The sequence below is a fragment of the Streptosporangium nondiastaticum genome, from assembly GCF_003011965.1.
GTDB lineage: Bacteria > Actinomycetota > Actinomycetes > Streptomycetales > Streptomycetaceae > Streptomyces > Streptomyces nondiastaticus.
In genome coordinates, this window is the sequence record NZ_PXWG01000170.1 from 1 (window position 1) to 12,802 (window position 12,802).

The following is a 12,802-nucleotide window of genomic DNA, read 5'->3' on the forward strand; positions in this document are numbered from 1 at the left end:
CCGCCCGCGGCGGCGGCGCGCAGCTCGCGGACGGAGGTCTCGACGCCGCCGGGGCCGAGGCTCTCGGCGCGGGAGCGCGGCGCGCGGCCGTCCAGGATGCGGGCGAGGCGGTAGGCGGCCTCGCGGTGGCCCCGCTCGGCCGCGGCCCGGAACCAGCGCTCGGCTCCGACGTCGCTGCGGTGCTCCAGGAGGTCGGCGAGGGCGTAGGCGCCGAGGGCGTGCCCGGATTCAGCCGATTGGCGCAGCCAGTACTCGGCGGCGGGCTCGTCGCCGCGCTCGCGGTGGTAGCGGCCGAGGGCGTGCGCGGCGGCCGGGGACCCGGCGACGGCGGCGATGCGCCACCACCCCGCGGCCTCGTCGGCGTAGCCCCGCTGGTGCAGCAGGACGCCCAGGTTGTTGGCGGCGGAGCGGTCGCCCTCGGCCGTGGCGGCCCGCAGGTGGCGCTCCGCCCCGTCGAGGTCTCCACGGCGCAGCAGCAGGGCACCGAGCATGCTCAGAGCGGCGGGGTCGCCGCCCTCCGCGGCACGGCGGCGGGCGGTCTCCAGCTCGAGGTCGGCGGCGTCGCCGGCGTCGGCGGAGTCCGCCGTGCCGGGGCGCACTCCCGGCACGCCCGGCATTTCCTGTTCGCTCCCGTCACCGGGAGCCTCTACAAGCCGGCCTGTCTCCCACAGCGTCGTCCTGTCCCCCATAAGCCCCATCGTCGCACCACCCGCAACCCGCGTACACCTGGTATACCGCAGCCAGTGAGGTCACTTCAGCGTTTTGTCGACTTCCCGACTTCCCGACACGACGGGGCTCCAAACTCTCCACAGAAGCCCCGCACACAACCCGCACAGTCCGCGTCACCCGGACACCGCACGGCCGGGGTGGCCGGCGGGGTCCGGGAACGACAAGGCCCGGAGTCCGTAGCCGGACTCCGGGCCTTGTCATGAAGTAGCGGGGACAGGATTTGAACCTGCGACCTCTGGGTTATGAGCCCAGCGAGCTACCGAGCTGCTCCACCCCGCGCTGTTGTGGAACAACCGTACCACGGCGCGGGGGGAGCTTGATCAACTTCCTGGCTTGCCGCCCGCCTTCTCGGCAGCCTTGGCCTCGGCCTTGGCGGCCCGGTCCAGGGCCTCCTTCAGGGCGTCCTGGGCCTTGCCGTACTCCGCCCAGTTCTTGCCCTCCAGGGCCTTCTGGCTCGCCGCGAAGGCGTCCTGGGCGTCCTTCAGGGCCTGCTTGACGGTGGGGTCCTGGGTGGGTGTGGACGGCTTCTCCGGCGGTGTGGTGCCGGAATCCGCCTTCTTGCCGAACACCGCGTCCAGGGCCTGCTCCAGGGTGTCCTCGAAGGCCGTGTTCTTGCCGTAGGTCACGAGCACCTTGCGCAGCAGGGGGTAATTCGTGCCGGCGCCCCGCACATAGACCGGTTCCACGTACAACAACCCGTCACCCAGGGGCACGGTCAGCAGATTGCCGTACTCGACCTCGGAATCGCCGCCCATCCTCTTCAGGACGTTGATCTTCTCGGCGATCTTCGTGTCGCTGTTGAAGTTGCTCTGCACCTGCTGGGGGCCCGAGACGGGGTTGTCCGACGGCATTTTCAGGATTCTGATCCTGCCGTAGTCGGGGCTCGTGGCATCCGCGTCGACCGCCATGAAGGCCCCGAGGTTCTCCCTCGACTTCGGGGTCAGCGTCGTCGTCAGGGAGAACGCCTGCTTCTCCTGGCGAGGCATCTTCATGCTCAGGTAGTAGGGCGGGACCGCATTGCCCTTCTTGGTGGTCGGGTCGTCCGGGACCTCCCAGCGCTCGCTGCCCGTGTAGAACGTGCCCGGGTTGGTCACGTGGTAGCGGGTCAGGAGTTCGCGCTGGACCTTGAAGAGGTCCTGCGGGTAGCGCAGGTGGTCCATCAGGGCCGGGGCGATGTCGCTCTTCGCCTTCACCGTGCCGGGGAACGCCTTCATCCAGGTCTTGAGGACCGGGTCCTTGGTGTCCCACTGGTACAGCTTCACCGTGCCGTCGTAGGCGTCCACGGTCGCCTTGACGGAATTGCGGATGTAGTTGACCTGGTTCTGCTGGGCCACGACCGCGCGCTGTCCGGTCGTGAGCGAGTCCGCGGTGGTGTCACCGAGGGTCGTCCGCGAGGCGTACGGGTAGCCGTTGGAGGTCGTGTAGGCGTCCACGATCCACTGGATGCGGCCGTCGACCACCGCCGGATAGGCGTCGCCGTCGATGGTCAGCCACGGGGCGACCGCCTCGACGCGCTCCTTGGGCGTGCGGTTGTAGAGGATCCGCGAACCGTCGCCGATCGCGCCGGAATAGAGGATCTGCGGCTCGCCGAAGGCCACGGCGTACGCGGCACGGTTCACCGGGTTCGAGAGGCTGACACCGCTCTTGCCCTGGTAGGTGTAGCTCTTCTCGCCCTTGTCGCTGGAGTAGTCCAGCTCCTGCTGGGGGCCGCCCACGATCGAGTACTGGGTGGTCTTCTCGCCGAAGTACACACGCTGCTCGTACTTTCCGAGGTCACCCGTCGTCGGCAGGCTGTTCTCGGTGAAGTCGGGCTCGCCCTCGCTCGTGACGGCCGTTCCCTTGGCGGTGATGGCGCCGTACCCGTGGGTGTACTTGAAGTGGTCGTTGATCCAGTTGCGCTCGGGAATGCCCCGGATGTTCAGCTCGCGCAGACCGATGACCGTGTCCTGCTCCTTGCCGTCCTTCTTGTAACGGTCGACGTCGAGCGTGGACGGGAATTGGTAGTAACCCTTGACCTGCTGCTTCTGCTGGAAGGTCGGCGAGACGATGTTCGGGTCGAGCAGCCGCAGACTGGCCGTGGTGTTGGCCTCGGCCCGCAGCTTCTCCCGGTCCTTGTCCTCGACGTTGTTGCGGCCGGGGTAGTCCTGGATGTCGGCCTTGTCGATGCCGTACGCCTCGCGCGTCGCCGTGATGTTCTTCTTGATGTACGGCGCTTCCTTGGCCTGCTCGTTCGGCTGGACCTGGAACTTCTGCACGATCGCCGGGTAGAGCCCGCCGATCAGCACCGCCGACAGCACCATCAGCCCGAAGCCGATCACCGGCAGCTGCCAGGTGCGCCGCCACAGCGTGGCGAAGAACAGCACCGCGCAGATCAGCGCGATGATGAAGAGGATCGTCTTGGCCGGCAGGTACGCGTTGGCGTCGACGTAGCGCAGCCCCGTCCAGCCGTCGGTGGACTTCAGGCCGCTGGACTTCACCGCCAGGCCGTAGCGGTCCAGCCAGTACGCCACGGCCTTCAGGCCCACGAAGATGCCGAGCAGCACCGAAAGGTGCCCCGTGGCCGCGGCCGTCGCCCGGTGGCCCGGGCTGGTCAGCCGCAGGCCGCCGTAGAGGTAGTGCACCAGGGCCGCGGCGATCAGCGACAGCACCGCGGCGGCGAAGCCGAAGCTCAGCAGGAAGCGGTACCAGGGCAGGTCGAAGGTGTAGAACGAGATGTCCTTGTGGAACTGCGGGTCCTTCTGGTGGAAGGAGACGCCGTTGACCCACTGCAGCCACGTGCGCCACTGGCCGGCCGCCGAGGCGCCCGCGACCAGGCCCACGAGCGCGGTGACCGCGAGCAGCGCCCACTTCTTGTAGGGCGCGATGCTCATCCGGTAGCGGTCGAGGCTCTGCTGCTCCATCGACATCGCGGCCAGCGGCGGCCGCAGCCGGTGCGCCAGCCAGATGTTGGTCCCCACCGCCAGCGCCATCAGCAGGCCGAAGACCGCGAACAGGCCGATCTTGGTGCCGAGGGTGGTGGTGAAGACCGAGGAGTAGTCCACCGAGCGGTACCAGAGCCAGTCCGTCCAGAACCCGGCGAACATCACGAAGAGCATGGCCAGTGCGGCCAGCACGCCCAGCGTGGTGAGCAGGGTCCGGATCCGCCGGGACGGCCGGCCGACTCTGATCCGTGGCCCTGTCGGGCCTCCGCCGCGGTCCGGCATCTGGAAAGCCAAGGTGCGCACCTCGAAGTTCGCTGTGAGTGGAGCTGTCGATCAGGGCCCAGCGATACTAGGGCCCAAGGTGGCAACTTACCGAGGCTTTACTCAGTTCCCGTTTTCGGTCCCTCTCAGGGCACGATATTGCTCATGTCCAGCACTTCCAGCACCCCCGACCCCTCCCTTCCGTCCGGCCCCGGCGGCCCGGGCGGCGACGTCCCCATGGCGGCCAGCCCGCTGACCCGCGCCGTTCTCGAGATCGACCAGTACGCCTCCGGCCTCGGCTGGGACCAGCCCGCCCGGCTGTTCGCCCTGGTCGACACGGGCAAGCTGCGCGCCCAGGAGCCCGGCCTCGCCGACCAGCTCGGGCTCGACGAGAGCACCCAGGCCGGCTCCCTGACCCCGATCGAGCAGGACGAGATCCCGGCGGGCACCCCCCTGGACAAGTTCCTCGGCACCATCGCGTGGCCCGACGCGGTGACGGGCTGCGCCCTGACCGTGGAGCGGCTGATGCTGCCGCCGTCCGCCGAGGGCACCGTGCCCAACGGCATGAGCGAGAAGCAGCTCGCCAAGTGGGTCGCCGCCCACCCGGAGCGGCAGGAGGTCCGGATGACGGTCGCCGTGCTGCGGGACGGCGCGCGGGAGACCGCGGTGCGGCTGCGCGAGAAGGACTCGCCGACCGAGGTCCTCACCGGCCCGGACCTGGTGCCGGGCCTGGCGGAGGCGCTGGCGGCGACGTTCGAGGACTAGTCGCGCGCGGTCCGGGTGATTCCGCTCCCCCGGGCTCCCCGGGCTCCCCGGGAGTCCCGAAGGCCGGACAGGCTGGTTCTCAGCCTGTCCGGCCTTCGGCGTTCGACCTTCGGCCTTCGGCCTTCGAGGCTGTCAGCGCGTGCAGAGGGGCAGCTTCGCCGGGTCCCCCGCGCGGATCTTCTCCAGCGCCCCGATCGCGTCGCCGATGGTGTCGACCTTGACCAGCGTGAGCCCGGCCGGCTTGTCCTTCGCCGCGGCCGCGCAGTTGTCCTTCGGCGTCAGGAAGTACTGGGCGCCCTTGTTGCGCGCGCCCACCGTCTTCATCTCGACGCCGCCGATCGGGCCGACCTTGCCGTTGTCGTCTATGGTCCCGGTGCCGGCGATGAACTTGCCGCCGGTGAGGTCCCCGGGCGTGAGCTTGTCGACTATCCCGAGGGCGAACATCAGCCCGGCGCTCGGCCCGCCGACGTCGGCCAGCTTGATGTTGATCGTGAACGGGAAGGTGTGGTCCGTCCCGGCCTGGATGCCGACCACGGCCCGCTTGTCGTCGGGCGCCTTGGCCGTGGTGAGGGCGACGTCCTGCTCGCCGGCGGGCTGCCGCTTCTCCTTCTCGGCCGCCGCGGCCTCCTTGGCCGGAACGATCCGGAAGGTGACCTTCTGGCCGGGCTGGTGCTTGGTGACCAGCTTGGCGACGTCGCCGGGCTGCTTGATCTCCGTGCCGTCGACGGCCTTGATCACGTCGCCGGCGTGCAGCTGCCCCTCGGCCGGGCTGTTCTTGACGACCGACGCCACCACCGTGCGCGTGCCGACCGGGATGTCCAGCTGCTTGAGCGCCGCCACCTTGGCGCTCTCCTGCGACTGGCTGAATTCCTCCGCCGTCTCCTGGTTGAGCTCGTCGGGCGTCTTGTCGTCCGGGTAGAGCGTTGCGTGCGGGACGACCAGGTTGTCGTGCGCGATCCAGCCGTAGACCGCCTCCACCAGGTTCATCCGGTACTGGGAGCCGGTGACGCGGACCGTCGTCATGTTGAGGTTGCCGGTCGTCGGATACGTCTTGTGGCCGGAGATCTGCAGGACCGGCTCCCCGCCGTGCTCACCGAGCGTGTTGACCGTGGGCCCGGGCGACATCTCGGCGTAGGGCACGGGAATCAGCACGCCCGCGCAGAGGAGCGCGATCAGCATCAAGAGGGAGGCGAGCATCGTCGCGGTGCGGCGGGGCATGGAACGACAGTACGGGACGGGTCTGACAGTCCACCCGCGGGGCGGTCCGTCCGGGGAGCGGGCGGGAAGGCCGCCGGGGGCTCCTGCCTCCGGGCCCGCGCTCCGGCGCGAGCCGGGGGGCGCGTCAGGAGACTCCGGTACCGGAATCCGAGCGCTCCATCGCCTCGCGGAACCGTGCGTAGCCGGCGAGCTCGGAGATGTCCCCGGCCTTGCGGTTACGGGCGGCCCAGGTGCCCCAGAGCAGAGCAACGACAGCCGCGGCAACCGGAATCAGCAACCACACGAGTGCCGACATACCGACCTCCCGACCCCCGGACACCGCCACTGAAAAGACCGATGAGCAGATTAGTCTTTCGCACACTCAACGCTCACGTCAGGGGGCCGGTTACGCAACCGGAGGTGATCCTTCAGGCCATTCCCCTGCCGGACCGGTTTGCGGGGATCTATACCCCGACCCATTCCTCCGTCCCGTCCTGGAACACCTGGTGCTTCCAGATCGGGACCTCGCGCTTGAGGTCGTCGATGAGCCGCCGGCAGGCCTCGAACGCCTCCGCGCGGTGCGGGCACGAGACGGCCACCACGACGGCCAGGTCGCCGATCTCCAGATCGCCCACGCGGTGCACCGCCGCCAGCGCCCGCACCGGGAAGTCCGCCGCGACCTTCTCCGCGACGCGGCGCAGCTCCGCCTCCGCGGTGGGGTGCGCGGAGTAGCCGAGCGCCCGGACGCCCGCGCCCCCGTCGTGGTCGCGCACCGTGCCCACGAAGAGGGCGGTGCCTCCTGCGGCGTCGTCGCCCACGGCCGAGAAGACCTCGTCCACGGACAGGGGGGTGTCGCGCACCGCCAGCAGGCGGACCGGGTCCGCCGCGGCGAGCTCGCCGGGGTGATCGTACGTACGGGCCATGGCCCCCATCGTGCCGTACGGAGGGCCCGGGCGAGCACCGGCCTTTCAAACGGACGTACGAGACGGCTCCTGGACGGTCCTACGGGCCTGCGCGGGGCCCGTGCGGGCCCGGGGCCCCCGGAGGGCCCGGAAGGCCGCTAGAGCCGGCGGCGCGCCTTGCGGGCCCGGCGGACGAGCGCGGCGGTGCCCAGCAGTGCCACGGTCGCCCCCGCGGCGCCCGCGGCGGTGGCGTCCTTGCGGCCGAGGCGGCGGCCCGCGACCGTGTGCCGGCCGGAGACCTCCTCCAGCAGCTCGGCGAGGACCTCCTCATTCGTCCAGCGCGGGCGCCAGCCCGCCTCGTGCAGCCGGCTCCCGCTGACCACCCACGGGTGCATCGTGTACTCGAGGTCGCCGGCGGGCGACGGCGTCAGGCCGAGGCGGTGCAGCCGGGAGGCGGCCCCGAGGGCGACGGCGGAGGGCAGCTCCATGCGGCGGATGCCGGAGAGCTCCTCGACCTCCTCCTGCTCCAGCCAGCCGTCGCAGCCGACCGCGAGCTCGCCCTCGGCCTTCTCCAGGGCGGCGAACTCCAGGGCGCTGACCAGGTCCTCCACGTGGCAGAACTGCCAGGTCGGCCGGGATCCGGCGACGACGAGGAGGCGGGGCGACTCGAAGTAGCGGGTGAGGGCGGTGTCGGTCCCGCCGACCAGGACCGCGGGCCGCAGGACGGTGACGTTCAGACCGGGGTGGGCGCGCGGCGCCCGGCGGGCGAGCCGCTCGATCTCCAGCAGGTCGCCGACGCCGGTGGCCTCGGCGGTGGCGCGCAGCTCGGCGTCCTCGGCGAGCGGCACGTCGTTGTCGGGCAGGGCCCCGTAGACCATCGCGGAGGTGCACAGCACGACGCGGTGCACCCCGGCGGCCGCGGCGGCGGTCAGGACGGTCTGGGTGCCGCGCACGTTGTAGGCGGTGCGGGCGGCGGGGTCGGTCTCCAGGTCGAGGTCGAGCGCGAGGTGCACCACGACGTCGGCGCCGCGCAGCTTCTCGGCGATCGCCGGGTCGCGGACGTCGAGCACGTGCCACTGCGCCTCGGTCACGTCGCCGCGGCGCTCGTCGATCGCCACGACCTGCTTGATGTGCTCGGACACGGCGAGCCGCTGTGTGAGCAGGGCGCCGACGCCGCGCGCGGCACCGGTGACCGCGACGACGGGCCGTCGGCCGCCGTGCGGGCTCGTACTGTCTCGCGCGGAACCGTTTCGCGCTGCGCGAACTTCTGGGTCGGGGGAACTCACCGGGCGTCTCCAGCGGTTGTCTTCAGTACGTACGAGAGATGACGCGTACGGACCAGGTGACGTCCATCCTGCCGCAGGCCCCGGGTCGGCGAAGCACCAAGCCCGGATACCGGTGAGGTGTCTAGGCTGGTGGTGATGTCGGGCATTCGCCGCCGGTCGTGTGCCGGCGGCCCTACGAGCCGAGGAAACCCGTGAGTGACACCCCATTCGGATTCAGTCTTCCGCCGGAGGAGCCCGAGAACGGCGGCGACGGCAAGAAGAAGGGCGAGGGCCAGGGCGGCCAGGGGCCTGCGAATCCGTTCGGGTTCGGCGGGCCGGGCGCCGGGGACAACCCCTTCGCCGCGATGTTCGGGTCGATGAACCCCGGTGATCTCGGGGCGGCCTTCCAGCAGCTCGGGCAGATGCTCTCCTACGAGGGCGGCCCGGTGAACTGGGACATGGCCAAGGACATCGCCCGCAAGACCGTCGCGCAGGGCACCGCCGACGGCACCAAGGACGCGAGCGTCACGTCCGGCGAGCGGGCCGCGGTCGAGGAGGCCGTGCGCCTGGCCGACCTGTGGCTCGACGGCGCGACGTCGCTGCCGTCGGGCTCGGGCACGGCGGTCGCCTGGAGCCGCGCCGAGTGGGTCGAGGCGACCCTCCCGGTGTGGAAGGAGCTCGTGGACCCGGTCGCCGAGCGCGTGGGCGCGGCGATGGGCGGCGTGCTGCCCGAGGAGATGCAGGCCATGGCGGGCCCGCTGCTCGGCATGATGCGCTCCATGGGCGGCGCCATGTTCGGCACGCAGATCGGCCAGGCCGTGGGCGTGCTGGCGGGCGAGGTCGTCGGTTCCACCGACATCGGCCTGCCCCTGGGCCCCGCGGGCAAGGCCGCGCTGCTCCCGGTGAACATCGCGGCGCTGGGCGAGGGCCTGGGCGTCCCGCTGGACGAGGTCCGGCTCTACCTGGCCCTGCGCGAGGCGGCCCACCAGCGGCTCTTCGCGCACGTGCCGTGGCTGCGCTCGCACCTCTTCGGTGCCGTCGAGGGCTACGCCCGCGGCATCAAGGTCGACACGGCCAAGCTGGAGGACGTGGTCGGCCAGCTCGACCCCACCCACCCCGAGCAGCTGCAGGAGGCCCTCCAGCAGGGCATGTTCCAGCCGGAGGACTCGCCGGAGCAGAAGGCGGCCCTGGCCCGGCTGGAGACCGCCCTGGCGCTCGTCGAGGGCTGGGTGGACGCCGTCGTGCACGCGGCCGCCGCGCCGCACCTGCCGTCGGCCGGCGCCCTGCGCGAGACGCTGCGCAGGCGGCGCGCCTCCGGCGGCCCGGCGGAGCAGACGTTCGCCACGCTGATCGGCCTGGAACTGCGGCCGCGCCGGCTGCGGGACGCCTCCCGGCTGTGGGCCTCGCTGGCGGACGCGCGCGGCCCGGAGGGCCGTGACGCCCTCTGGGAGCACCCCGACATGCTGCCGACCGCGGCCGACCTGGACGACCCGGACGGCTTCGTCCACCGCGAGCACCTGGACTTCTCCGAGATCGACAAGATGCTCGGCGAGGCCGCCAAGGGCGGGCAGGAGCGCAAGGACGAGCCCGAGGGCGAGGGTGACGACAAGAAGTGAGCCTGCACGACGACGCGGTCCGCGTGCTGAAGGAGTACGCGGGCCAGGAGGAGCTGCGCGGGCTCTACCTGGACCACCTGGCGGCCCACCCGGACGGCATGTGGAAGCCCTGTGAGGCCGGGCACGTCACGGCGAGCGCCCTGGTGATCGACCCCTCGCGCGGGCGGGTGCTGCTCACGCTCCACCGCAAGCTGCGGATGTGGCTGCAGATGGGCGGCCACTGCGAGCCCGGTGACGCGACGGTCGAGGCCGCCGCGCTGCGGGAGGCCACGGAGGAGTCCGGGATCGCCGGCCTGACGCTGCTGCCGGGCGGCCCCGTGCGGCTGGACCGGCACCCGATCCCGTCGCCCTGCAACTGGCACCTGGACGTGCAGTACGCGGCGCTGGTGCCCGAGGGCGCGACGGCGGTCATCAGCGACGAGTCGCTGGACCTGCGCTGGTTCCCGTACGCCGAGGTGGGCGACGTCGCCGACGGCTCGGTGGTGGAGCTGCTGCGGCGCACGCTGGAGCGCCTGTAACAGCCATCTGATGTGCTGCGTAAGGGGCGGTCGCCCATGGTGACCGCCCCTTACGTGTGCCCTGCGGCGTGCTGCCGGGGCTCAGTTGGACCAGATGTTGCCCTGGTTCTGCCCGTGCGCGCCCTGCTGGCCGAGGCCGTACTGGGCCATGAGCCCCTGGCCGATCTCCGCGCCCTGGGGCGGCAGCAGCTCGCTGGGCTGGACGAGGGCGTAGCCGTTGCCGGCGAAGTTCAGCTCCCAGCCCTCCCCCGTGCTGCCGCGGCGCCGCCACACGCCGGAGGACGACGTCTGAGCCTGCATCTGCACGCGCAGGGACGTCGACCAGGCGATCACGGCGTCCGCGTCGGCGCTGACGAACCGGTCGGGGGTGACCTGCAGCATCAGGGGCTGCCCGGAGGTCATCAGGGCGACCTTGCCCTGGCCGCTGATGTTGAGCTGGTACGAGCCGGTGCCGGAGATCCCGTACTGGCTGTCGACGGCGATGGTCTCCCAGTGCAGCGTGGAGTCCAGCGCGAGGACGTAGGCGCCGTCCACGGTCAGGCCGTCGCGGTCCACGTCGACGACGTGGACGTGCTGGGCCAGGTTGGCGAAGTAGACGGTGCCCTGGCCCGAGCAGCGCATCAGGTCGAGGCCCTCGCCGGTGCGGGCGCGGGAGTGCTGCTGGCCGCGGGTCTGGTACTCGCCGTCGAACTCGATCAGGCCCTGGTAGGCGACCATCGAGCCCTTGCGGGCGAGGACGTCGTCGTGGCCGGTGAGGGAGACGCGCAGCATCTGCGGGTTCTGCAGGGCGTAGCGGTCCTGCGTCTGGGCCTCGGTGAAGCCGAAAAGCGGGCTCTGCATGGTGTCCTCGTTCCCCCTCAGCCCCGCGCCCGGAGCCGGTCGGTGCTGTCCTCGCTGGGCTGTACGACCACGAAGCCCTCGCCGGAGAAGCCCAGTTGGTAGGCCTCACCGCTGCCCCGGCCGATCAGGGAGGAGGCCTTGAAGCTGCGCTTGCCCTTCATCCTGAGGTTGCTGGACCAGGCGACGAGCGCGTCGGGGTCGACGTAGGTCTCGTCGTCGCCGCGCCCGCAGTCCACGACGATCGGGGTGCCGCGGGAGGTGAGGGCGACCCAGCCGGTGCCGCTGATGCCGACGTTGAACAGGCCCTGCCCGGCGAACTTGGCCATGCCCTTGACGCGCTCGACGCCCCACTGGAGGTGGGCGTCGAAGGCGAGCACGTTGGTGCCGTTGACGGACAGGGAGTCGCCGTTGAGCTGGAGGCAGACGACGTCCGCGCCGTAGTCGGCGAGGTAGAGCAGGCCGTCGCCGTGGCAGCGCATGAGGGGCATGCCCTCGCCGGTGAGCCACTGGGAGGCCATCTGGCGGACCGCGGGCGGGTTCGGGTCGTACTGGACGTAGCCCTCGTAGGCGACCATCGAGCCGGTGCGGGCGAAGAGGTCCTGCCCGGTCTGCATGGCGACCTTCAGCATGCTGCTGCCGTGGTTCTCCATGCGGGCGGTGACGGGGGTGGGGGCATAGCCCTGGATCGGTGTCTGGTTCATGGTCTTCGCGGGCTCCCTCAGACCTCGTAGGGCTGGACGACGACGAAGTTGCCGGGAGCGCCCCGGAACTGGAGGTTCACTGCTTCTCCGCTGTGGCCCGGGAAGGAGCTGCGGCGCAGCCTCACCTGACTGGAGATGATCACCTGGGCGCCCGCGGACCAGGCGACGATCGCGTTGCTGTCCACGTAGGTCGTGGGCGTGACCGGCAGGACGACGGGCGTGCCGTGGGTCTTGACGACGACGGTGCCGTGGCCCTGGAACTGCATGGTGAACAGGGCGCCGCCGGGGATGCCGTGGCCCTCGATCCGGCGGACCTCGTGCTGCAGCGTCTCGTCGAAGGCGAGCACGGACTCGGCGGAGACGCAGATGGCGTCGCCCTGGAGCTCGATGGGGTGCACGTGGGCGGCGTTCTCGGCGAGGAAGACCTGGCCGCGGCCGGTGCAGCGCATCAGCTGCAGCTCCTGGCCGGTGGCGTTGCCCACGATGCGGCCGGCGAAGCCGGCGCCCTTGTAGCCGAACTCGACCTTGCCCTGGTAGAGCACCATGCTGCCCTGGCGGGCGAGCACGGGCTGGCCGTCGACGCCGAGGTCGGCGCGGACGAGCTTGGGGTTCTGCAGCGTCCAGCGCTGCCCGGTGGGCACCTCGCGGTACTTCTGCAGGGCCGCCTGGACGCCTGCCGCGCCCGGGGCGCCGGCCGGCTGGCCGTAGGGGGCGGGCTGGCCCGGGTAGGGCTGACCGTGCTGCGGGGCCGCGGGGTACGGCTGGCCCGGGTACGGAGCATGCTGCTGGGGCTGCTGGTGCGGTGCCTGGGGCGGCTGGCCGTAGGGCTGCTGATGGCCGGGCTGGCCGTAGGGGGCGGGCTGCTGGCCGTACGGGGCCGGCTGGCCGGGGACGCCGGGCGGGCCGGGCGGCGGCGGGAACTGGCCGCCGGACGAGGCGCCCGGGTCATTGAAGAAGCCCGGAGGGGCGATCCCCGCGGCCAGGGTCGGCGCGGCGTGCATCTGCCCGGCGGGCGGCGCCGGGGGCGGGGTGCTGCCGGGCGGCGGCGGGAAGCCCTGGTGGGGCGGCGGCGTGTGGGCCTGGTGGG

General features: G+C 71.6%; 12 protein-coding genes and 1 tRNA gene. 3 read left to right on the forward strand and 10 right to left on the reverse strand.

What is annotated here, in order from left to right; all coding sequences use genetic code 11:
• The 3 genes from B7P34_RS32260 to B7P34_RS32270 form a co-directional block, all read right to left on the reverse strand.
• Window positions 1-608 (reverse strand): tetratricopeptide repeat protein (locus B7P34_RS32260; RefSeq protein ID WP_353620287.1); only part of this gene is annotated, 608 nt, incomplete at its 3' end.
• A 326-nt stretch (window positions 609-934) separates the two neighbouring features.
• Window positions 935-1,008: transfer RNA gene (locus tag B7P34_RS32265), tRNA-Met, on the reverse strand.
• 41 nt (window positions 1,009-1,049) lie between these two features.
• Complete coding sequence (locus B7P34_RS32270; RefSeq protein ID WP_223268447.1) at window positions 1,050-3,944, reverse strand: UPF0182 family membrane protein; 2,895 nt, start codon at window positions 3,942-3,944, stop codon at window positions 1,050-1,052.
• A 132-nt stretch (window positions 3,945-4,076) separates the two neighbouring features.
• Here B7P34_RS32270 and B7P34_RS32275 point away from each other — a divergent pair, with 132 nt between their 5' ends.
• Window positions 4,077-4,676, forward strand: coding sequence for a PPA1309 family protein (locus tag B7P34_RS32275; protein WP_223268448.1), 600 nt, complete (start codon window positions 4,077-4,079; stop codon window positions 4,674-4,676).
• 132 nt (window positions 4,677-4,808) lie between these two features.
• Here B7P34_RS32275 and B7P34_RS32280 read toward each other — a convergent pair whose 3' ends face one another.
• From B7P34_RS32280 to B7P34_RS32290, 4 genes are all read right to left on the reverse strand, one after another.
• On the reverse strand, window positions 4,809-5,894 hold the full coding sequence (locus B7P34_RS32280; protein WP_106681728.1) for a YlbL family protein: 1,086 nt from the start codon (window positions 5,892-5,894) through the stop codon (window positions 4,809-4,811).
• 124 nt (window positions 5,895-6,018) lie between these two features.
• A complete protein-coding gene (locus tag B7P34_RS37810; RefSeq protein WP_169748815.1) occupies window positions 6,019-6,189 on the reverse strand; it encodes a hypothetical protein in 171 nt (56 codons plus the stop codon).
• Between the two features lie 148 nt (window positions 6,190-6,337).
• The gene (locus B7P34_RS32285; protein WP_223268449.1) at window positions 6,338-6,796 is read right to left on the reverse strand and encodes a molybdenum cofactor biosynthesis protein MoaE; all 459 of its coding nucleotides are present in this window, start codon (window positions 6,794-6,796) and stop codon (window positions 6,338-6,340) included.
• Window positions 6,797-6,933: 137 nt separating this feature from the next.
• Window positions 6,934-8,061: an SDR family oxidoreductase gene (locus tag B7P34_RS32290; protein WP_030366222.1), complete on the reverse strand. Its 1,128-nt coding sequence runs from the start codon at window positions 8,059-8,061 to the stop codon at window positions 6,934-6,936.
• A gap of 191 nt (window positions 8,062-8,252) precedes the next feature.
• Between B7P34_RS32290 and B7P34_RS32295 the strand changes: the two genes are divergently transcribed.
• Together B7P34_RS32295 and B7P34_RS32300 are read left to right on the forward strand one after the other, a co-directional pair.
• A complete protein-coding gene (locus B7P34_RS32295) occupies window positions 8,253-9,656 on the forward strand; it encodes a zinc-dependent metalloprotease (protein ID WP_106681730.1) in 1,404 nt (467 codons plus the stop codon).
• The gene (locus tag B7P34_RS32300; RefSeq protein ID WP_106681731.1) at window positions 9,653-10,174 is read left to right on the forward strand and encodes an NUDIX hydrolase; all 522 of its coding nucleotides are present in this window, start codon (window positions 9,653-9,655) and stop codon (window positions 10,172-10,174) included. The genes B7P34_RS32295 and B7P34_RS32300 overlap by 4 nt, the downstream gene beginning before the upstream one ends.
• Before the next feature lie 81 nt (window positions 10,175-10,255).
• On the opposite strand, the gene B7P34_RS32305 is transcribed toward B7P34_RS32300, so the two are convergent.
• From B7P34_RS32305 to B7P34_RS32315, 3 genes are all read right to left on the reverse strand, one after another.
• Window positions 10,256-11,014, reverse strand: coding sequence for an AIM24 family protein (locus B7P34_RS32305; RefSeq protein ID WP_106681732.1), 759 nt, complete (start codon window positions 11,012-11,014; stop codon window positions 10,256-10,258).
• Window positions 11,015-11,031: 17 nt separating this feature from the next.
• Window positions 11,032-11,715 carry an AIM24 family protein gene (locus B7P34_RS32310; protein WP_030366218.1) on the reverse strand — a complete coding sequence of 228 codons (684 nt, stop codon included), beginning with the start codon at window positions 11,713-11,715 and terminating at the stop codon, window positions 11,032-11,034.
• Between the two features lie 17 nt (window positions 11,716-11,732).
• Window positions 11,733-12,802: AIM24 family protein (locus B7P34_RS32315; protein WP_146166992.1), on the reverse strand; the 1,070-nt coding region annotated here is incomplete at its 5' end.